The sequence below is a fragment of the Streptomyces sp. R11 genome (genome assembly GCF_041051905.1).
In the GTDB taxonomy this organism is placed as follows: Bacteria; Actinomycetota; Actinomycetes; order Streptomycetales; family Streptomycetaceae; genus Streptomyces.
In genome coordinates this window covers 7,693,049-7,712,927 of record NZ_CP163432.1, presented here as the reverse complement: position 1 = coordinate 7,712,927, position 19,879 = coordinate 7,693,049, and the positions used below count along the sequence as shown (strand labels likewise).

Sequence of the window (19,879 nt, the reverse complement as noted above, 5' to 3'; positions counted from 1 at the left end):
CCGGCGAGCTGCTGCGTGCCGGTCGTGATCCGTCAGCCGAGACCGGCGAGTTGGAGCAGGAGTGACTTCACATCGGTGGCCGCGACGCGGCCGCCGACAGCGCGGGGGGTGGAGCAGATGAGGAGCGGACCGTCGTCGTCGCTCACAGGAAGGCGGCCGTGGCTGCCGCGAATAGGTGACGGATCAAGGGGCACGACCGCCATGCGGTAACGCATGCCGAGTTTCTTGCGCGCCAGCGCGCTCGCGGCCTTGACCTTGACGTAGGGGTCGAGGGGATCCATGAAGAGCTCGACCGGGTCATAGCCGGGTTTGCGATGGATCTCGACGAGTCGCGCGAAGTCGGGCGCGCGGGCATCGTCCAGCCAGTAGTAGTACGTGAACCAGGCGTCCGGCTCCGCGACGGCGACGAGCTCGCCGGAGCGCGGATGGTCGAGATGATGGGCCTTCTTCCCCTCGTCGTCGAGGAGTTGATCGATGCCGGGCAGTCCGTCCAGTGCGGCCCGGGTCGCGTCGAGGTCTTCCGGCCGGCGTACGTAGACGTGCGCGATCTGGTGGTCGGCCACGGCGAAGGCACGTGACGCCATCGGGTCGAGGTACTCCATGCCGTCCTGCGTGTGCACCTCCAGCAGGCCTGCCCGCCGCAGGGCCCGGTTGATGTCCACGGGTCGGTCCGCGCGGGTGATGCCGTATTCGGAGAGCGCGACCACGGTACGGCCCTCGGCTCGGGCGTCGTCCAGGAGCGGGGCCATGGCCGTGTCCAGGTCGGCGGCCGCTTTCAGCGAGCGCGGGTCGTCGGGGCCGAAGCGCTGCAGATCGTAGTCGAGGTGAGGGAGGTAGCAGAGGGCAAGGTCGGGATGCCGGGTGCGGAGGATGTGACGGGTCGCGTCGATGATCCAGCGGCTGGAGACGAGATCGGCGCCGGGGCCCCAGAAGTGGAAGAGCGGGAAGGTGCCCAGTTTCTCGGTGAGTTCGTCGTGCAGGGCGGGCGGCCGGGTGTAGCAGTCGGGTTCCTTACGGCCGTCGGAGTAGTAGATGGGACGGGGGGTGACGGTGATGTCGGTGTCGGCGCCCATCGCGTACCACCAGCAGATGTTGGCGACGGTGTAACCGGGGTGGGCCCGGCGGGCGGCGTCCCAGAGTTTGTCACCGGCGACCAGTCCGTTGTGCTGGCGCCACAGGAGTACGTCGCCGAGGTCACGGAAGTACCAGCCGTTGCCGACGATGCCGTGCTCCGACGGGTGGGTGCCGGTCAGGAAGGTGGACTGGGCGGCGCAGGTCACGGCGGGCAGGACGGTGCCGAGCGGTGCATGGGAGCCGGACTGGGCGAGGGTCTTGAGATGGGGCATGTGGTCGAGGAGACGGGGGGTGAGGCCGACGACGTCGAGGACGAGGAGCGGGGTGGGTCGGTGGGCACCAGTGACGTCCTCCGGTCGGGCTGCTTGACCTGTGGTCGGGACTGCCCGTTCCGGTCGCTCCGTCCTGGTGGCTTCCGGTCGCTCCGCCCTGGCGGCCTCCTGTCGCTCGGTTCCGGCAGCCCCCGGTCGCTCGGTCATGGCAGCTCCTTCAGGCCGAGGTCCGTCAACAGGTCACGGGCGAGCATGAGTTCGGCGGCGATGCCGTCGACGAGCTGGCTGCGGGCGCGGGGTCGCAGCTCGGCCGGGAGGGCCTGCCAGGTGTAGGTCTCGACCTCGAGATGGCGGGTGAGCGGGTGCGGGCCGCCGACCAGGCGGGTCAGTGCGGCCTTGAGTACGGGGAGTGTGGAGGTGAGGGGCGCGGCGGGGGCCGCGTGGAGCGGGACATGGAAGTGGGCACGCCACGGTGAGGCGTCGGGCAGGGCGTCGCCCTTGAGCGCCTCGCCCAGGTCGTCGGTGCCGCGCAGGCCGGCGGAGGTGGCAGTGCGGGTCTGGTGCAGGAAGCGGGGCTCGTCGAAGGCGGCGAGGGCCTCGCGAACGTCGGGGAGATGGGGGTGTTCGGCGTGCAGGGCGGCCGAGAGCTGGGACTTGACGACGGGGACGCCGGCTTCGGCGAGCGAGTCCATTGCGGTGTGCGGATCTTCGAAGGAGGTGGCGAGGTGACAGGTGTCGACGCAGATACCGATGCGGTCGTGGCCGATCGCAGTGAGTGGGGCGATGGCATCGCCGGTGGTCTCGACGATGCAGCCGGGCTCGGGTTCGAGGCCGACACGGATATCGCGGCCGGTCAACTCCCGCAGAGCGTCGAGACGTTGGGCGAGAGTGAGCAGGGCTGCACGGGCGGTCTCGGCGCCGCGCTTGTCATAGGCGGTGCGCCAGGCGAGGGGCAGTGTGGAGATGCTGCCTTCAGTGACGTCGTCCGGGAGCAGGCCGGCAAGGACGCGGGCCAGGGCGGTGGTGTGGTCGAGGCGCTCGGGGTCGGTCCAGTCCGGCTTGTAGACGCGGTACTTCACCTCTTCGGCACCGAAGCCTTCATACGGAAAGCCGTTGAGGGTGACGACCTCGAGGCCACGCCTGTCGAGCTCCGTCCGCAGACCGCGCAGGGCCGACGGATCGGTGACGAGGGCGTGGGCGGCGTCCTTGGCGAGCCACAGGCCGATACCGAGGCGGTCGCGGCCGAGCCGTCGGCGGACGGGTTCGCAGTGGTCGCGGAGTTGAGCGAGGACGCCGTCGAGGGTCTCGGCCGGATGGACGTTGGTGCAGTACGCGAGGTGGACGGTGGAGCCATCGGGGTGGCGGAAGCGCATGGGTCACGCCCCCGGGGTCGGGGCGGCGGTCGTGTGGTCCCGCTCTCTTGGAGCTACCGCTCCGTCGGCATTCTTCGGGGCGTCGGTCGGAACATCGGCTTCCTTCGGGGCCTCGGCCGATTCCTGGGGGTTCTTCGGGGCGCCGCGGAGGATGGAGTTGCCCTCGTGGGTCGCCTCCGGGGTCGCGACGTCAAGGGTGAGGCGGCCGCTGAGCCCGTAGAAGGCAACAGGGTTGCGCCACAGCACCAGGTCGACGTCATCCTCGTCGAAGCCTTCGGCGAGCATCAGGTCGGCGACCTTGCGGGTCTTCAGGGGGTCGCTCCTGCCCCAGTCGGCGGCGGAGTTCACCAGCACCTGCTCGGGCCCGTACTCACGGAGGATCGCGACCATCCGCTCCTCGTCCATCTTGGTGTCGGGATAGACGGAGAAGCCGAGCCAGCAGCCGCTATCCTTGGCCTCCTTGACGGTGGTCTCGTTGAGGTGGTCGACCAGGACGCGGTCCGTGGGCAGTGCGGACTCCCGGACGACGTCGAGGGTGCGACGCAGGCCCGCCAGCTTGTCGCGGTGCGGGGTGTGGACGAGGGCGGGCAGTTCGTGGTCGGCGGCGAGCTGGAGCTGGGCGGCCAGGGCGGTGTCCTCGGCGGGGGTCATCGAGTCGTAGCCGATCTCGCCGACGGCGACGACCTGGTCCTTGACGAGATAGCGGGGCAGTTCGTCGAGGACGGGGACACAGCGCGGGTCGTTCGCCTCCTTGGGGTTGAGGGCGAGCGTGCAGTGGTGGGCGATGCCGTACTGGGCGGCGCGGAAGGGCTCCCAGCCGAGGAGGGAGTCGAAGTAGTCGAGGAAGGAGGCCGGAGAGGTGCGGGGTTGGCCGAGCCAGAAGGAGGGCTCGACGACGGCGCGGACGCCGGCGGCGTGCATGGCCTCGTAGTCGTCGGTGGTGCGCGACGTCATGTGGATGTGGGGGTCGAAGAGGCGCATCAGGACTCCTTGCCGTCGGTGCCGTCGGTGCCGTCGGTGCCGTCGGTGTCACGGGGGCCGTGGGAGGCCGGCGGAGTGGCTGTGGGGTCGGTCAGGGTCAGGACGCGGTGCAGATCCTCGGGGACCGGACGACCTGCGGCGGTGCGTTCGGCCGCGTAGTCGCAGAGCATGCGGGCGAGTTCCGCGTCGTCGCGGGCACGCCGGTCCAGCTCGGCCACCGTGCTGACCGGCACACCGGTGAACAGGCACTTCAGGACGGCGTGGCGCCACTGGTGAGCGTCGAGGTGCCGGGCGGCGTAGGGGCCGACGGCGGCGGAGAGGACGCTCGTGTCGTTGGTGCGCAGGGCGTCCTCGACCAGTGGGAGGGCCTCGGGGCCGGGCACGAGGTGGGGCAACGCATGCAGGACGGCACGGCGTTCGGCGGCGGTGCCTTGGAAGTAGACGCGGGAGACAGCGTCGGCGTCGGCGCGAGCGGCGTGCAGGATGAGGACGCGTGCGGCATCGGCGTAATCGGAACCGCAACGGCGGCCGGCCTCGGCGATGCGCAACTCCCAGATGGAGATGGGCCCGTGGGTGCCGGGGTGGGAAGCGGCCTCGTCGAGGGCCCGGTGCAGCCAGGCGCGGCCGCTCGCGTCGAGGTGTGCGGTGACATGGCCGCGCAACTCGGCGGGCGGGATCAGAGCGAGGCTCGTCGTGACGGGACCGGACGACTGCGCGGTGTCCTGGCGGGGTTCCGTGTCGCCCCGGGCGTTCGTGAGCGCGCGGCCTTCGGCGTCCGCGCCCGGGGTCGCCGGGCTGATGCGGGGGTGGGTCATGGGGTGCTCCCTTCAGGGGTGGCGGAGGGATCGCCGTGCGATGGGACGGGGACGGGAGATCTGAGGGTCGTGGCCTCGGCGCTGCGGAGGAACGGGAGGGAGAGTCCGGCGAAGTGGGGGCCCGCGTGGGAGTGGCGGGGCAGTTCGACGACGGTCAGGCCTTGGTAGCCGGTGGCGGCGAGAGCCGCGAGCACGGGTGGGAAGTCGATCTCGCCGTCGCCGAAAGGGAGGTGTTCATGGATGCCGCGGCGCATGTCCTCGATCTGGACGTGCCGGAGCCAGGGGGCGGCGGCGCGTATGCAGTCTGCGGGAGAGAGGGGTTCGAGGCACTGGCAGTGGCCGATGTCGAGGGTCAGGCCGAGGTGGTCCGCGTCGCCGAGGGTGCGGCGGAGTCGGTGGAAGTCGGCGAGGGTGGCGAGGAGGTGACCGGGTTCGGGTTCAACGGCGAGTGGGACGCCGACGGTGGTGGCGGCGTCCAGGACCGGGGTGAGTGCCTCGGCGAGGCGGTCCCAGGCCGTGTCCGGGTCGGTGCCCCCGGGTGTGATTCCGCTGAAGCAGTGGACGGCGTGGGCGCCGAGGTCGGCGGCGACCCGGATGGCGCGGATCAGCAGGTCGACGCGGCGGGCGCGGTCGTCCGGGTCGGGGTCCAGCAGGGAGGGGCCGTGCTTGCGGCGCGGGTCGAGTACGTAGCGGGCGCCGGTCTCCACCGTGACGTCGAGACCGAGTGTGTCCAACCGTTGTGCGAGGCGGCGCGTGCGGGCTGCGAGGTCCGGGGCGAGCGGGTCCAGGTGCATGTGGTCGAGCGTCAGGCCGACGCCGTCATAGCCGAGGTCGGCGAGCAGCGCGAGGGCGTCGTCGAGGCGGAGGTCGGCGAGGCCGTTGGTGCCGTAGCCGAAGCGGAGGGGGACGCCCGGGGAGGCCGGTTCGCCGTTGTCCCGCGCCGGGTGGGGCCGAGGGCTCATGTGACGCTCACCTTCTTCGCGTACTTCCGTCCGATCGGGGCGAGCGCGGCGATGGCCATGGCGGTCAGCCCGGATCCTGCGCGGGCCGCGAGCGCCGCCTGGAGCGGGATGGTGGCCCGGATGCCGCCGCCGACGGCTCGCTGGGTCAGGGGCGGGGAGGGGTTGAGCGCGGCATGGGTGTAGGGGCGGCCGGCGGTGGCGGCGTAGGCGGTGGCCAGGGCGGTGCGCAGGGCAGCGTCGAGCGTGAGGCCGGACCTGTCGTGCGCGGGCCTCCGGCGATCTGCGCCGGCACTGGCGCCGTCGGCGCTGCCGATGCCGGTGCCCCCGCCGGGGCCAGTGGCGCTCACTTCGCCGACCCCCGTCGACCCGGCCCCCGTCGACCCGGCCCTCGTCGACCCGGCTCGCTTCGTGCCGAGAGCGCCACGTGCCACGAGCCCGGTAAGGGCGGCGGTCGCGGCGAGGGCGGCCAGGGGCGGCAGGGACGTGCCGCCCTGGGTCTCCCGGCGGGAGACGGTCGTCACGGCGAGGGTGTGGGTGCCGAGAAGGGCGGCGGAGGGCAGTGCCTCCTGGGGTCGGCCGGTGGTGGCGGCCCCGAGTAGATGGTCGAGGCCGCGAGCGGCGGCCATGGCCACGGGGCCGGCGGGCGTGTGCTTCAGGGCGAGGTCGTACGCCCAGACGGTGGCGGCCAATGGGGCGGCCACCGCCAGGGCGGGGCGGCCGGCTCTCGCGGCCAGGCCGAGCCCGGCGGCGGTCAGGACGCAGGCCGCGGTGAAAGCGGAGGACGGTCGGATACGGCCGGAGGGCAGGGGGCGGTGGGGGCGTTCGGCGGCGTCCTCCTCGCGGTCCGCCCAGTCGTTGAGGGCCATGCCGGCCTCGTAGAGACAGAGGGAGGAGCCGATGGCCAGCAAGGTGCGGGAGTTGGGCCGGCCCCCTGCGGCGACGGCGCCGCTCAGGGCGTCGCCGGGGACGGTGAACAGGGCGGGGAGCCGCAGCAGTTCGGCCCAGGCGCGTCTTGGCCCTGTCGTTTGGATCATCTCGGCGTCGCGGGCCCCGGCACGCACATCTGCCGCGTTGTCGACGGTCGCCGACTCCCCCACTCCCGACATCGCTCGAGCGGGGGTACCCCCATCGCGTCCACTCCCTCCACCGCCTTGCAGCTGCACGCACCAGACCCCGCTCGGGTCCGCCAAGAGGAACCGACCCTCACAGCCGAGCCGATCCAAACGACAGGGCCTAGCGCTCACGGCCGCTCCCCGGAGCGGGCTCGCCCGGACCGCCGGCCCGTGCGGCAGCCTCCTCGGCGGACTCGCGGAGATCGACGCCCTGTGCGGCGGCCTCCCCAGCGGGCCCGGGCAGATCAGCACCGCGCGCCGCAGCCCCCGCTGCAAGCTCGCGCGGACCAACGTCCCACATCGCAGCCCCCGCGGCAGGCCCGCGCAGACCACCGCCCCGCACCGCAGCCTCCCCAGCAGGCCCGCGCAGATCCGCACCCCGCCCCGCAGCCCCCGCCCCGGACTCGCGCCGCTCGACGCCCCCCACCGCAGCCTCCTCAACCGACCCGGGCAGGCCGGCGTCCCGAGTACCGGCAGTGCGGTGACCGGCGTCCCGGGCGGCCGCCCCGCCCCGGCCCTGCGCCCCCCGAGGGGTCTCGCCCGCGTCCGCCCGGCGAAGCCGCTCCCCCAGGCCCGCCAGCGCCGCGTATTGCTCTCCCAAGCTCGACGGCCCCTGCCCCACCGGGTCCTTGAAGTAGAAACCGAGTTCGCCGAGCGGGCCTGTCAGGCCGGCCTCGTGGGCTCGGGCTGTCAGCCGGGCCAGGTCCAGCACCAGAGGTGCCGCGAGGGCCGAGTCGCAGCCCTGCCAAATGGTCTGGAGGATCATGCGCGTGCCGAGGAAGCCGTCGAAGGCGATGTGGTCCCAGGCGGTCTTCCAGTCGCCGAGGGCCGGGACGTCGTCGATGTGGACCTCGCCCTCGGGGACGGTGCCGAGGGTGTCGGCGAGGACGCGTTCCTTGCCGGCGTTCTTCGCAGCGGCGGCGGCCGGGTCGGCGAGGGCGGCGCCGTCGCCGCCGCCGAGCAGGTTCGTGCCGGACCAGGCCCGTACGTTCAGCGCCCGCTGCGCGAACATCGGGCCCAGCACGGCCCGCAGGAGGGTCTGGCCGGTCTTGCCGTCCCGGCCCGCGTACGGCAGGCCGCTCCGCTCGGCCTCGCGGGCGGCGACGGGGTGGTGCATGCCCTCGGACGGGGTGAAGTTGACGTAGGGGCAGCCCGCGCGGAGGGCCGCCAGCGCGTACAGAGTGCTGGCGGGAAGCGGGGAGTCGGGACGGCCCTGGGACGCGGGTTCGGTGGAGGCGACGTTGACCACCACGGCCCGCTCCAGTTCATGGCGGTGCACGAAGTCGCGTATGTCGTCGGCGAAGGCCGTGATCAGTTCGGCCTCGCTCCTGGTGTCCCCCGGCGCGGGGCCACCGGGCCTGATCTCCCGGTCGGCGGCGGCGAGTTCGGCGGCGACGGCGGTGGCGACTCCGGGTGGGAGGACGCCGCCGGCGGTCAGGGTCTCGGCGCGTTTGGGCAGCGGGCAGTCGAGGGTGTCGTGGCCGCCGAAGACGAGGTCGGCCAGCGCGGGCAGGCCGCTGTCGGTGAACGCCGGGGTCTCGCTCACCATGCCGGTGGGCGGGTGCAGTCCCGCGGTGACGGCGGCGCACCCCGTGACGACGGTGGTGGCGACGGAGCCTCGGGCTCCGATCAGCCACACTCCCACACGCGGTCGGGAGAAGGACGCGGACATGGGCAGCCTCCTTGTCGTGCTTGTCGTGCGCGAACCCCGGGGGGAGGGACAAAGACGGCGGGCGGGGGTCCGGCGTCCCCCGCCCGCCGCCGCTCAGCCGCCCGTGGTGGGCAGTTCCTTCAACTGGATGTTGCGGAAGGAGACCTGGTCGTCGGCACCGTGGTTCTGGAGGCCGATGTGACCGTCGGTCAGGCTCCGCTGGGGGTCCTTGTTGGTGAAGTCATTGATCTTGACTCCGTTGAGGAACACCTGGAGGCGTTCGCCCTGGACCTTGATCTCGTAGGAGTTCCACTGGCCGGGCGGACGCAGGACCTGGTCACGGGCCTTGATGTTCGCCGACTTGAACGAGTAGACGGAGCCCGTGGTGCGCTCGGGCGCGTCCGTGGCGTCGATCTGGATCTCGTAGCCCTTGTTCACCGCGGACCAGGGGTCGTCGGAGGCCGGGAAGCCCACGAAGATGCCGGAGTTGTCGTCGCCCTGCATCTTCCAGTCGAGCTTGAGGGAGTACGACTTCAGCTCCTTGGCCTGGTACCAGAGCAGACCCATGCCGCCCCCGGACTCCAGGGTGCCGTCCTCGACGTTGAACTTGCCGGGGCCGGCCTGCTTCCAGCCCTCCAGGGTCTGGCCGTTGAAGATCTTCCGGTAGTCCTTGCTCGGCTTGCAGTCCGCCTTGACCTGGCCGGTGGCGTACTGCAGACCGCCGAGCAGGTGGGCCCGGAAGGCCTCCTCGGCGTAGGACTCCTTGGTGTGGCCGCCGCCGGTGTAGAAGGAGCGGCCGCCGCCGTAGCTCTGGCACCAGGCGATCGGGTGGTCGCCCTTCATGTTCCCGCCCTGGTAGGTCGTCTCGTCCAGGGTGGCGAGGACCTTGGCCTGCTCACGCGGGTTGGTGCGGTAGTTGTACCACTCGTCGGTGCGCTCCCAGGCGTCGCCCAGGTGCGCGGTCGAGGGGTGGTCGTGGTCCTCGACGCGGACGGTGGCCTTCTGGATGGCCGGGTGCGAGTCGAAGTAGGCGCCGACGAGGCCGCCGTAGAACTCCCACTGGTACTCGGTGTCGGCGGCGGCGTGGATGCCCATGTATCCGCCGCCACCCGCCACGTAATCCTCGAACGCCTTCTGCTGATCGGCGTTCAGCACGTCACCGGTGGTGGACAGGAAGGCCACCGCGTCGTACTTGGCGAGGTTGGTCGTGGTGAACTGCCGGGCCTCCTCGGTGGCGTCGACCGTGATGCCGGCCGGGGCGCCGAGCTCCTTGAGGGCGGCGATGCCGGCCGGGATGGAGTCGTGCCGGAAGCCGGCGGTCTTGGAGAAGACCAGGACCTTCTTGCCGCCCTTGAACGGCTGCTTGGAGAACTCGAAGTCGTCCACGTCGTACAGCGCGCCCTCGCCGCCCTTGAAGACCAGGTAGATCTCCGTGGTGCCCTTGGGCAGCGCCCGCAGCGGCACGTCGACGTTCTGGAAGGTCTCCCAGCCGCCGGTCGGCGGGATGTGGGCCGAGCCGTGCAGCGGTCCGTCGGGCGAGCCGGTGCGCAGTTCGATGAAGCCGCCCGCGCCGCCGGAGGAGGCCCGCACGGTCATCTTCTTCTGTCCGTCGAACCGGTAGGGGGTGAAGGCGATCCAGTCGCCGTCGTTGATGTCGCCGACGGTCTTGCCGCCGTTGGCGCCGGTCTTGTCGATGACCGACACGCCCGACTGGGTGCTGAAGTGCTCAGCCTGGCGGTGCAGCGGCTGGAGGACGGTACGGGCGGTGCCGGTCAGGGCCTCCTGGCCGTTGGCCCCGCCGTCGGTGTAGCTGGCGCCGACGACGCCGTAGATGTTGGCGTTGGGGTCGTGGCCGCCGTCACCGGCGGGCGGCGTCAGGGTGCCCTCGCAGCCCATCTCGCTGGTCAGCTCGTGGGCGTGGGAGTCGTGGCCGAGGCTGTAGGCGACCTTGACCTTGGAGCAGTCGACGGTCTCCTCGGGGTCGGTGACGGTCACCTTGAACGGGACGGGCTTGCCGAACTCGGCGAGAGCACCGTTGCCCGGGATGTCGATCTTCACCTTGGGCTCGGTGTTGCCGACCACGATCCGGGCGCTGGCGTTGCCGGTGTTGCCCTCGGGGTCCTTGGCGGTGAAGGTGGCGGTGTAGGTGCCGACCTTCTTGTACCGGTGGGTGGGGGTGAGGCCCTCGCCCTTCGTGCCGTCGCCGAAGTCCCAGCTGTAGGTGAGGTCCGGGGAGTCGGCGTCCTTGGCGGAGGCGGTGAACTTGACCTTCAGGCCGGCCGCTCCGGACGTCTTGTCGGCGCTCACCTCGGCGATCGGCGAGAAGCCGTCCTCGGCGTTCTCGATCCGGTACAGCGCGGAGTGCTCGTCACCCTGGAACCAGGAGATGCCATAGTCGAGGACGTAGAGCGCGCCGTCGGGGCCGAACTCCATGTCCATGATCTGGGTGCCGGTCCACGGGAAGTCGTTGATCTTCGCTACGGAGCCGTCCTCGTTCTGCTCGATCCGCTTGATCCAGCGGCGGCCGAACTCACCCGCGAAGAAGTCGCCGTCGTAGGCCTCGGGGAACTTCACCTTGGAGTCGAGGTCGGGGTCGTAGCGGTAGACCGGGCCCGCCATCGGGGACTCGGAGCCGCTGCCGAACTCGGGCACGGAGCCGCCGTCGTACGGGATCCACGCGGCCTGCGCGGGTGGCAGGTCGGTGAGGCCGGTGTTGTACGGCGAGGTGTTCTTCGGGGCGGCGCAGTCGAACTTCTCGCCGGTGGCGCCGGTGGCGAAGTCGTAGTCGAAGTAGGCGTCGTTGTTGCCGGTGCAGAACGGCCAGCCGAAGTTGGCGGCCTTGGTGACCTTGGCGAACTCGACCTGTCCGGCCGGGCCCCGGGTGGGGCTGGCGGCGCCGGCGTCGGGGCCGTAGTCGCCGACGTAGACGATGCCGGTCTTGTCGTCGACGCTCATCCGGAACGGGTTGCGGAAGCCCATCGCGTAGATCTCGGGACGGGTCTTCTCGGTGCCCGGGGGGAAGAGGTTGCCCTCCGGGATGGTGTACGAGCCGTCCTCGGCGACCTTGATCCGCAGGAGCTTGCCGCGCAGGTCGTTGGTGTTGCCGGAGCTGCGGCGGGCGTCGAAGGCGGGGTTGCGGCCCTCGCGGTCGTCGATCGGCGTGTAGCCGTCGGAGGCGAAGGGGTTGGTGTCGTCGCCGGTCGACAGGTAGAGGTTGCCGGCCGCGTCGAAGTCGATGTCGCCGCCGACGTGGCAGCAGGTGCCTCGGGAGGCCGCGACGTCGATGACCTTCTTCTCGCTGGCCTTGTTGAGCGTGCCGTTGGCGTTCAGGGTGAACCGGGAGAGGCGGTTGACGCCGTCGAACTTCTTGAATTCCTCGGCGGTGCCGGTCTCCGGGGCGTCGCCCGCGGGGGTGTCGAGCGGCGGGGCGTAGTAGAGGTAGATCGCCCGGTTGTTCTCGAAGTCCGGGTCGATGCCGACGCCCTGCAGCCCCTCCTCGTCGTGGCTGTAGACGTCGAGCTTGCCGGCGACCTTGGTGACGCCGCCCTGGTCGGTGAGGCGCAGTGTGCCGTCGCGCGAGGTGTGCAGCACGCTGCGGTCCGGGAGTACGGCGAGCGACATCGGCTCACCCATCTCGGGTTCGCCCTTGGCGAGCGGCACCTGCTGGAACTGTCCCTCGGCCGCCGGTTCGTCGTGCTCCGGGTGGCCGGGATGGGCGCCGGCGACGGTCGCCGGGGTGCCCACGGCCAGGAGCAGGCCGGTGAACAGGGCGACGGCGGTGCGAAGTCTGGGGCGGGGGGTGCGGGTGCTGCGGAGTCTGGTTCTGTGCACGAAGTCCCTCCGGGAACGGGTGGGCCGTACAGGGTGGGTGCGAAGACGTGCGGTGCGGGCGCCGGGGTGCGCCGTCACCCCGGAGGTGGCTGTGCCATGAACACTTCTGTGTGTGCCATGAACACTTCTGTGTGTGTCCTGAACACTTCAGGGACGGTAACCGCGTCCGTCCGGGGCGAACACCCCTTGCGTCAGACTCGGTTGAACTTTCTCCCGTCAAAGGACAAAGCAGCATCTGGGCAGGTCGGAGGGGGGACCGGCGGTGCTGCCGGTCCCCGTCCCCGACCAGCGCCGGGTGCGTGGTTCAGTTGTTGAACGCGGCGTCGAAGGACGCGCTGGGCGGCTCGAAGTCGTACGCCTTGAGACGGCTCAGCGCCTCGGGGGCGCCCTGGAGCCGGTCCATGCCGGCGTCCTCCCACTCGACGGAGATCGGGCCTTTGTAGTCGATGGAGCGCAGCATCCGGAAGACGTCCTCCCAGGGGACGTCGCCGTGTCCGGCCGACACGAAGTCCCAGCCCCGGCGCGGGTCGCCCCACGGCAGGTGGGAGCCGAGGCGGCCGTTGCGGCCGTCGAGGCGCTTGCGGGCCTCCTTGCAGTCGACGTGGTAGATGCGATCGCGGAAGTCCCACAGGAAGCCCACGGGGTCGAGGTCCTGCCACACGAAGTGCGACGGGTCGAAGTTCAGACCGAAGGCGGGGCGGCCTCCGACGGCCTCCAGGGCGCGTTGTGTCGTCCAGTAGTCGTAGGCGATCTCGCTCGGGTGGACTTCGTGCGCGAAGCGCACGCCCTCCTCGTCGAAGACGTCCAGGATCGGGTTCCAGCGCGTCGCGAAGTCCTCGTAGCCGCGTTCGATCATCGACTCGGGCGCGGGCGGGAACATGGCCACCAGGTGCCAGATCGCGGAGCCGGTGAAGCCGATCACCGTGTCGACGCCGAAGGCGGCCGCGGCGCGCGCGGTGTCCTTCATGCGGGCGGCGGCACGCTGCCGGACCCCCTCCGGGTCCCCGTCGCCCCACACCTCGCCGGGCAGGATGGCCTGGTGGCGTTCGTCGATGATGGCGTCGCAGACGGCCTGGCCGACCAGGTGGTTGGAGATCGCCCAGCACTTGAGGCCGTACTTGTCGAGCAGTGTCTTCCTGGAGTCGATGTACGACGGGTCCGCGAGGGCCTTGTCGACCTCGAAGTGGTCGCCCCAGCAGGCGAGTTCGAGTCCGTCGTAGCCGAAGTCGCGGGCGAGCCGGCAGACCTCCTCCAGCGGCAGGTCGGCCCACTGGCCGGTGAACAGCGTGAACGTACGCGGCATGCGCGTCAGCCTCCTCGGGCCGCTCGGGGTGTGTCAGACCGCGATCGGGGTGTAGACGGCGTTCTTCTCGGCGCTCTCCTCGACCGCCGCCAGTACGCGCTGCACCTGCAGCCCGTCGGCGAAGGAGGGCTCGGGCTGCCTGCCCTCGGCGATGGCGTGGACCAGGTCGCGGGCCTGGTGGACGAAGGTGTGCTCGTAGCCCAGGCCGTGGCCCGGGGGCCACCAGGCGTCCAGGTAGGGGTGGTCGGGTTCGGTGACGAGGATGCGGCGGAAGCCGGCGTGCGCGCCCGGTTCCCTGCCGTCGTGGTACGAGAGCTCGTTCAGCCGCTCCAGGTCGAAGGCGATCGAGCCGAGCTCGCCGTTGAGTTCGATGCGCAGGGAGTTCTTGCGGCCGGTGGCGTAGCGGGTGGCCTCGAAGGACGCGAGGGCGCCCGACGGGAGGCGGCCGGTGAACAGGGCGGCGTCGTCGACGGTGACCTGGCCGGCTCCGTTGGCGGAGACGGCGGAGAGGCCGCTCGTGGCGCCGCCGGGAAGCGGGCGCTCCCGTACGAAGGTCTCCGTCAGGGCCGACACCCCGGTCAGCCGCTCCCCCGCCAGGTACTGCGCGAGGTCGATGATGTGGGCGCCCAGGTCGCCGAGCGCGCCCGAGCCGGCGTGTTCCTTGCGCAGCCGCCAGGTCAGCGGGAACTCGGGGTCGACCAGCCAGTCCTGGAGGTACGTCACGCGCACGTGCCGCAGCGCTCCCAGGCGGCCCTCGGCGACCATGCTGCGAGCCAGGGCGGTGGCCGGCACCCGTCGGTAGTTGAAGCCGACCATCGCCACCTGGCCACGCTCGAACGCTTCTTCGGCCGCCCGCGCCATCGACGTGGCTTCCTCGACCGTGTTGGCGAGAGGCTTCTCGCACAGGACGTGCTTGCCGGCGGCCAGGGCCGCGAGGGCGATCTCGGCGTGGCTGTCGCCGGGGGTGCAGATGTCGACGAGGTCGACGTCGTCCCGTTCGACGAGGGCACGCCAGTCGGTCTCGACGGACGCCCAGCCGTGCCGGTCGGCCGCCGCCCGCGCGGCGGCGGCGTCCCGGCCGCAGATCACGGCCTGAACCGGGTTCAGCGGCAGGTCGAAGAAACGGCCCGCGGTGCGCCAGCCCTGGGAGTGTGCGGCGCCCATGAAGGCGTAGCCGACCATTCCGACGCGCAAGGGTGGCTTACCTGCCTCGGTCCCTTCTGACTGCTGCTGCGGCTGTCCCATGTGGGTGTCCTCCTCGTCCTGGTCGGGGTGGCGCACGTGGGGGGTGCGGGCGGAACGGATCACTTGAAGCCGGTGGACATGTACTGGTCGACGTTGGCCTTGTCGACGACCGCCGAGTAGAGCGTGATCGAGGCCGGGATCTCGAACTCGGCCATGCCGCCCACGCCCTTGCCCTGGCCGAGCGCGCGAGCCAGGTCGATGGCGGACGCGGCCATGGTCGGCGGGTACAGGACGGTGGCCTTGAGGACGCCGTCGTCCTGCTTGATCGCCTGGAAGGCGGACAGGGCGCCGGCGCCGCCGACCATCAGGAAGTCGTCGCGCCCGGCCTGCTCGATGGCCCGCAGCGCGCCCACGCCCTGGTCGTCGTCGTGGTTCCAGAGCGCGTCGAACTTCGACTGGGCCTGCAGGAGCTGGGCCATCTTGGCCTGCCCGGACTCGACCGTGAACTCGGCAGCCTGGCGGGCCACCTTCTGGATGTTCGGGTAGTTCTTCAGAGCGTCGTCGAAGCCCTGCGTTCGCTGCTTGGTGAGTTCCAGGTTGTCGAGGCCGGCGAGTTCGATGACCTTGGCGCCGGACTTCCCCTTGAGCTTCTCGCCGATGTAGTGGCCGGCGTTGAGGCCCATGCCGTAGTTGTCGCCGCCGATCCAGCAGCGGTACGCCTGCGGGGTGTTGAAGATCCGGTCGAGGTTGATGACCGGGATCCCGGCCCGCATCGCCTTCAGGCCGACCTGGGTGAGCGCCTTGCCGTCGGCGGGCAGCACCACCAGCACGTCGACCTTCTTGTTGATCAGCGTCTCGATCTGGCCGATCTGTGCGGCGGTGTCGTTGGAGCCCTCGGTGATCTCCAGGGTGACGTCGGAGTACTTCTTCGCCCGGCTCTTGGCGTTGTCGTTGATGGCGTTGAGCCAGCCGTGGTCGGCCTGCGGTCCGGCGAAGCCGATGGTGACCTGCTTGCCGGGCTTGTCGTCGGCGGCCGGCTGGTCGTTCGCGGCCGGCTCGTCCTTGGACTCGTTGCTCGTGCAACCCGTGAGGAGGGCACCGGCTCCTATGGCGGCGGATCCGAACAACAGCCCTCTGCGACTGGTGAGCTCTGGCATGGCGGTGAACCCTTTCCTCAGGTCGTGCGGAGCGGAAGCGGGACGACCCTCAGGTCGTGCTTGCGGTACGGCGCTGGACCAGCACGGCGGCGACGATGATCGCGCCCTTGGCGATCTGCTGGACATCGCTCTGCAGGTTGTTCAGGGCGAAGATGTTGGTGATCGTGGTGAAGATCAGGACGCCGAGCACGGAGCCGACGATGGTGCCGCGGCCCCCGGTGAGAAGGGTGCCGCCGATGATCGCGGCGGCGATGGCGTCGAGTTCGTAGAGGTTTCCGTTGGTGTTCTGGCCGGAGCCGGACAGGATGATCAGCAGGAAGGCGGCGATGCCGCAGCACAGTCCGGACAGCAGGTAGAGGTAGAGCCGCTGGCGGCGGACGTCGATGCCGGCGAGCCGGGCCGCCTCCGCGTTGCCGCCGACGGCGACCGTGCGCCGCCCGAAGGTCGTGCGGTTCAGGACCAGCCAGCCGATGACCGTCACGACCGCGAACACCATGACCAGTGGCGGGATGCCGAGGACGTATGCGTCGCGCTCGCCGAGGTCGAGTACCGAGGGAATGGTGACGATCTGCGTCTTGCCGTCGGTGATCTGGAGGGCCAGTCCGCGCGCGGAGGCCAGCATGGCGAGGGTGGCGATGAACGGGACCATCGCGCCGTACGCGATCAGCATCCCGTTGACGAGCCCGCACCCCACGCCGACGATCACCGCCGTGAACAGGATGCCGGCGAAGCCGTACTCCTGGGTCGCGACGGTCGTCGCCCACACCGAGGCGAGCGCGACGATCGCGCCGACGGACAGGTCGATGCCGCCGGAGACGATGACGAAGGTCATGCCGACGGTGACGACGCCGATCACGGAGGCCTGGGTGAGGACGAGCTGGAGGTTGCGGGTGTCCAGGAACTCGTCCGGCTTGGTGATGCCGCCGATGACGATCAGTGCGGCGAGAACGCCGAGCAGGGAGAGCGTGCGCACGTCGGCGCGGGCCATCAGGCCCCGCCAGACGGGCGGTGCTCCGGCCGACTGCACCTTGCCGGTGCTGTCCCGGGGCGGGGAGGCGTGCTGCGTCATGACGCCGGGCTTCCTTCCATGACGAGGTCGAGTACGCGGTGTTCGTCGAGTTCGCGCGCGGGAGCGGTGTGTACGACACGGCCCTCGCGCAGCACCAGGACGCGATCGGCGAGGCCCAGCACTTCGGGCACTTCACTGGAGACCAGGAGCACGGCGAGGCCTTCGTCGGCCAGTCGCCGGACCACGGCATACAGCTCGGCGCGGGCGCCTACGTCGACGCCTCGGGTTGGTTCGTCGAGCAGCAGGACGCGGCAGCCGCGCAGCAGCCAGCGGGCCAGGACGGCCTTTTGCTGGTTGCCGCCGGAGAGGGTGCGCACGGGCACGGACGGGTTGTCGGGCCGCAGCGACAGTTCGCGGGTCGCGGCCCGTGCCGCCCCCAGTTCGGCGGCCCGGTCGATCCAGCCGCCGCGCGAGAAGCGGGACATGGACGAGACCGACACATTGCGGGTGACGGACTCCAGCATCAGCAGCGCCTGCGCCTTGCGCTCCTCGGGGGCGAGCCCGAGCCCGGCGCGCACGGCGGCCCGCACGCTGCCGGGTCGCAACGCCCGCCCGTCGACGAGGACTTGACCGGCGGTGGGCTTCCTGGCCCCGTAGATCGTCTCCAGGATCTCCGAGCGCCCGGAGCCCACCAGCCCGGCGAGCCCGACGATCTCCCCGGGCCGCACGGTCAGGTCGAGCGGCTCGAACTCGCCGTCCCGGGCGAGTCCCCGCACCTCCAGCAGCGGCTTCCCGGCCGCGGCCATGTCCTGCGCCGGCCGCTCGGGGAAGACGTACTCGACATTGCGCCCCGTCATCATGGCCACGACCTCGCGCGTCGGCGTGGTCTTCGCGGGGAGCCCGCCCGCGACGGCCCGACCGTCCTTCAGCACCGTCACCCGGTCGCCGATCCGGCGGATCTCCTCCAGCCGGTGCGAGATGTACACGACGGCGACTCCGGCGGCGGTGAGGTCGCCGACGATGCGGAAGAGGTTGTCGACCTCGTCCGGGTCCAGGGCCGCGGACGGCTCGTCCATCACGATCAGCCGTACGTCGTGGGAGAGCGCCCGTGCCATCGAGACGATCTGCTGCTGGGCCGCCGACAACTCACCGACCAGGCGGGCGGGGTCGATCTCGGGGTGGCCAAGTCGCTTGAGGAGCTGGGCTGTCGACGTCCGCGCGACCTTTCCGCGTACGACGAACCCGGCGGCCGTCGGCTCATGGCCGAGGTGGACGTTCTCGGCCACCGACAGGTGCTCCACCAGGTCGAGTTCCTGGTAGATGGTGGCGATGCCGAGGCGCATGGCGGCGATCGGCGAGCGGAGGGTGACCTCCTCGCCGCGCCAGCGGATGGTGCCGGTGTCGGGCTGGTGGGCGCCGGCCAGGACCTTGATGAGCGTGGACTTGCCGGCGCCGTTCTGACCGAGCAGACAGTGCACTTCACCGGCCTGGACGTCGAGGTCGACGCCGTCGAGGGCACGGACTCCGGGGAACGACTTGGTGATGCCGGACATGCTGAGCAGGGGTGGTTCTGATGCCATGAGGTCCCCTTGGCGGGCGTGCGGGCCGGTTCAGGGCAGGGCGGAGCGAGGCGCGGTGCTGTGCGGGGCAGAGCAGGGCGGTGCGAAGTGCTGTGCGGGTGAGCCGTACGAAGTAGTGGCTTACGCGGGTGAGAACAGGTGGTCGCTGATGAGCCGGGCCGCGCCGATGACGCCGGCGGTGGGGCCCAACTCCCCCAGGACGATGGGCAGGTTGCCGGTCGCCAGGGGCAGCGACTGGCGGTAGACCTGCGTGCGGATCGCGGCGAGCAGGTTGTGGCCGAGGCCGGTCACCCCGCCGCCGATCACCACCAGGCCGGGGTTGAAGAAGCTGACGAGTCCGGCGATGACCTGGCCGACGCGGTTGCCGCCCTCGCGGATCAGGTCGAGCGCGGTGGCGTCGCCCGCGGCGGCCGCGGCGGCGACGTCGACGGCGGTCAGGGTGCCGTTCGCCTCCAGCCGCGAGGCGAGTTCCTCCGACCGCCCCTGCTGGGCCGCCTCGACGGCGTCCCGGGCGAGGGCCGACCCGCTGAAGTGGGCTTCCAGACAGCCCCGGTTGCCGCAGGCACAGGGGCGGCCGTCGGGCACGGCCTGGATGTGCCCGATGTCGCCCGCGCTGCCCGTGACGCCCCGGTGGACATCGCCCCCCGCGACGATGCCGCAGCCGATGCCGGTGCCGATCTTGACGCAGAGGAAGTCGCCCACGGAGCGTGCGACGCCCGCGTGCTGCTCCCCCATCGCCATGAGGTTCACGTCGTTGTCGACCATGACCGGGCAGCCGAGTTCCTGACTGAGCGCCTCCCGCACGGGAAAGCCGTCCCAGCCCGGCATGATCGGCGGGGCCACCGGTACGCCCTCGGGGAAGCGGACCGGTCCGGGGACGCCGATGCCGGCGCCGTCGTACCCTTCCGCGAGCCCCGAGGCCCTCAACTTCGCTGCCATGGACAGGACTTGCTCGAAGACCGCGACCGGGCCCTCGCGGACGTCCATGGGCTGGTTGACATGGCCGAGGATTTCCAGCTCGGCGTTGGTGACGGCGACGTCGACCGAGGTCGCGCCGATGTCGACACCGAGGAACCGCAGCCCGGGATTGAGCCGGACGTTGTGCGAACGGCGCCCACCGCGCGAGGCGGCGAGTCCGTCGGCCACGACCAGCCCGGTCTCCAGCAGGCGGTCCACCTCCACGGCCAGCTTGGACCGCGAGAGGTCGATCTGATCGCCCAGCTGGGCCCGGGAGTTGGGCCCGCCGTCGCGCAGCAGCCTGAGCAGCTTGGCCTGATGGGCGTTCGCGGGTCGTGCCGTCATGCGTCTCACGAGCCCCTCCCCGCCTCAATCGGCCTGTGCACGCCGGGTTTCGGCCACGTCCGCGGCCTGCTTTCGAGGGGAACGTAGCAGTGGGCGCCGGGGCTGGGAAGAAGTTGCGCAGAGATTGCTGTCAACTTTCTCCACTCACAGGACAAAGGCGAGATCGGTACGTCCCCTGCCGCTGATGCTCTCTGTGCGCCGAGGGCGCGCAAGTACCGCGCACACGGGGCCGGTTGGCTACCCTGTCCCTCCGGCAGCAGTGCTTGGGGGGA

At 71.1% G+C, this 19,879-nt stretch carries 13 protein-coding genes and 1 pseudogene; all 14 read right to left on the bottom strand.

The window, feature by feature from the left end; all coding sequences use genetic code 11:
- Nucleotides 1-32: 32 nt before the first annotated feature.
- The 14 genes and pseudogenes from AB5J55_RS35750 to AB5J55_RS35685 all read right to left on the bottom strand — a co-directional run bounded on the left by AB5J55_RS35750 (nt 33) and on the right by AB5J55_RS35685 (nt 19,607).
- Entirely contained in the window at nt 33-1,553 is a 1,521-nt protein-coding gene (locus AB5J55_RS35750) for an alkaline phosphatase family protein (RefSeq protein ID WP_369274586.1), read from the bottom strand.
- Nucleotides 1,550-2,719 carry a metabolite traffic protein EboE gene (eboE, locus tag AB5J55_RS35745; protein ID WP_369274585.1) on the bottom strand — a complete coding sequence of 390 codons (1,170 nt, stop codon included), beginning with the start codon at nt 2,717-2,719 and terminating at the stop codon, nt 1,550-1,552. The genes AB5J55_RS35750 and eboE overlap by 4 nt, the downstream gene beginning before the upstream one ends.
- A gap of 3 nt (nt 2,720-2,722) precedes the next feature.
- On the bottom strand, nt 2,723-3,700 hold the full coding sequence (locus AB5J55_RS35740; protein WP_369274584.1) for a TatD family hydrolase: 978 nt from the start codon (nt 3,698-3,700) through the stop codon (nt 2,723-2,725).
- Nucleotides 3,700-4,515, bottom strand: a complete 816-nt coding sequence (locus tag AB5J55_RS35735; protein ID WP_369274583.1) for an EboA domain-containing protein — start codon at nt 4,513-4,515, stop codon at nt 3,700-3,702. The genes AB5J55_RS35740 and AB5J55_RS35735 overlap by 1 nt, the downstream gene beginning before the upstream one ends.
- Entirely contained in the window at nt 4,512-5,477 is a 966-nt protein-coding gene (locus tag AB5J55_RS35730) for a sugar phosphate isomerase/epimerase family protein (RefSeq protein ID WP_369274582.1), read from the bottom strand. Before AB5J55_RS35730 ends, AB5J55_RS35735 begins: the two co-directional genes overlap by 4 nt.
- Nucleotides 5,474-6,511 (bottom strand): SCO3242 family prenyltransferase, encoded by a 1,038-nt coding sequence (locus AB5J55_RS35725; protein WP_369276378.1) that lies wholly within the window; start codon nt 6,509-6,511, stop codon nt 5,474-5,476. The genes AB5J55_RS35730 and AB5J55_RS35725 overlap by 4 nt, the downstream gene beginning before the upstream one ends.
- Before the next feature lie 655 nt (nt 6,512-7,166).
- Nucleotides 7,167-8,261 (bottom strand): annotated as a pseudogene (locus AB5J55_RS35720) (inositol-3-phosphate synthase); the annotation flags it as partial.
- A 93-nt stretch (nt 8,262-8,354) separates the two neighbouring features.
- Nucleotides 8,355-12,071 carry a ThuA domain-containing protein gene (locus AB5J55_RS35715; RefSeq protein WP_369274581.1) on the bottom strand — a complete coding sequence of 1,239 codons (3,717 nt, stop codon included), beginning with the start codon at nt 12,069-12,071 and terminating at the stop codon, nt 8,355-8,357.
- Nucleotides 12,072-12,375: 304 nt separating this feature from the next.
- Nucleotides 12,376-13,374 (bottom strand): sugar phosphate isomerase/epimerase family protein, encoded by a 999-nt coding sequence (locus AB5J55_RS35710; protein ID WP_369274580.1) that lies wholly within the window; start codon nt 13,372-13,374, stop codon nt 12,376-12,378.
- 33 nt (nt 13,375-13,407) lie between these two features.
- Nucleotides 13,408-14,619: a Gfo/Idh/MocA family protein gene (locus tag AB5J55_RS35705; protein WP_369276377.1), complete on the bottom strand. Its 1,212-nt coding sequence runs from the start codon at nt 14,617-14,619 to the stop codon at nt 13,408-13,410.
- A gap of 59 nt (nt 14,620-14,678) precedes the next feature.
- Nucleotides 14,679-15,716 (bottom strand): substrate-binding domain-containing protein, encoded by a 1,038-nt coding sequence (locus AB5J55_RS35700; protein WP_369274579.1) that lies wholly within the window; start codon nt 15,714-15,716, stop codon nt 14,679-14,681.
- A gap of 49 nt (nt 15,717-15,765) precedes the next feature.
- Entirely contained in the window at nt 15,766-16,785 is a 1,020-nt protein-coding gene (locus tag AB5J55_RS35695; protein ID WP_369274578.1) for an ABC transporter permease, read from the bottom strand.
- Nucleotides 16,782-18,305 (bottom strand): sugar ABC transporter ATP-binding protein, encoded by a 1,524-nt coding sequence (locus AB5J55_RS35690; protein ID WP_369274577.1) that lies wholly within the window; start codon nt 18,303-18,305, stop codon nt 16,782-16,784. Before AB5J55_RS35690 ends, AB5J55_RS35695 begins: the two co-directional genes overlap by 4 nt.
- 120 nt (nt 18,306-18,425) lie before the next feature.
- Entirely contained in the window at nt 18,426-19,607 is a 1,182-nt protein-coding gene (locus AB5J55_RS35685; RefSeq protein WP_369274576.1) for an ROK family protein, read from the bottom strand.
- Between the last annotated feature and the right edge of the window lie 272 nt (nt 19,608-19,879).

Bases quoted from the DNA above. Each gene is read 5' to 3' on its own strand.
- AB5J55_RS35750 (WP_369274586.1), bottom strand. From the start codon at position 1,553: ATGACCGAGCGACCGGGGGCTGCCGGAACCGAGCGACAGGAGGCCGCC.
- eboE (WP_369274585.1), bottom strand. From the start codon at position 2,719: ATGCGCTTCCGCCACCCCGATGGCTCCACCGTCCACCTCGCGTACTGC.
- AB5J55_RS35740 (WP_369274584.1), bottom strand. From the start codon at position 3,700: ATGCGCCTCTTCGACCCCCACATCCACATGACGTCGCGCACCACCGAC.
- AB5J55_RS35735 (WP_369274583.1), bottom strand. From the start codon at position 4,515: ATGACCCACCCCCGCATCAGCCCGGCGACCCCGGGCGCGGACGCCGAA.
- AB5J55_RS35730 (WP_369274582.1), bottom strand. From the start codon at position 5,477: ATGAGCCCTCGGCCCCACCCGGCGCGGGACAACGGCGAACCGGCCTCC.
- AB5J55_RS35725 (WP_369276378.1), bottom strand. From the start codon at position 6,511: ATGATCCAAACGACAGGGCCAAGACGCGCCTGGGCCGAACTGCTGCGG.
- AB5J55_RS35710 (WP_369274580.1), bottom strand. From the start codon at position 13,374: ATGCCGCGTACGTTCACGCTGTTCACCGGCCAGTGGGCCGACCTGCCG.
- AB5J55_RS35705 (WP_369276377.1), bottom strand. From the start codon at position 14,619: ATGGGACAGCCGCAGCAGCAGTCAGAAGGGACCGAGGCAGGTAAGCCA.
- AB5J55_RS35700 (WP_369274579.1), bottom strand. From the start codon at position 15,716: ATGCCAGAGCTCACCAGTCGCAGAGGGCTGTTGTTCGGATCCGCCGCC.
- AB5J55_RS35695 (WP_369274578.1), bottom strand. From the start codon at position 16,785: ATGACGCAGCACGCCTCCCCGCCCCGGGACAGCACCGGCAAGGTGCAG.
- AB5J55_RS35690 (WP_369274577.1), bottom strand. From the start codon at position 18,305: ATGGCATCAGAACCACCCCTGCTCAGCATGTCCGGCATCACCAAGTCG.
- AB5J55_RS35685 (WP_369274576.1), bottom strand. From the start codon at position 19,607: ATGACGGCACGACCCGCGAACGCCCATCAGGCCAAGCTGCTCAGGCTG.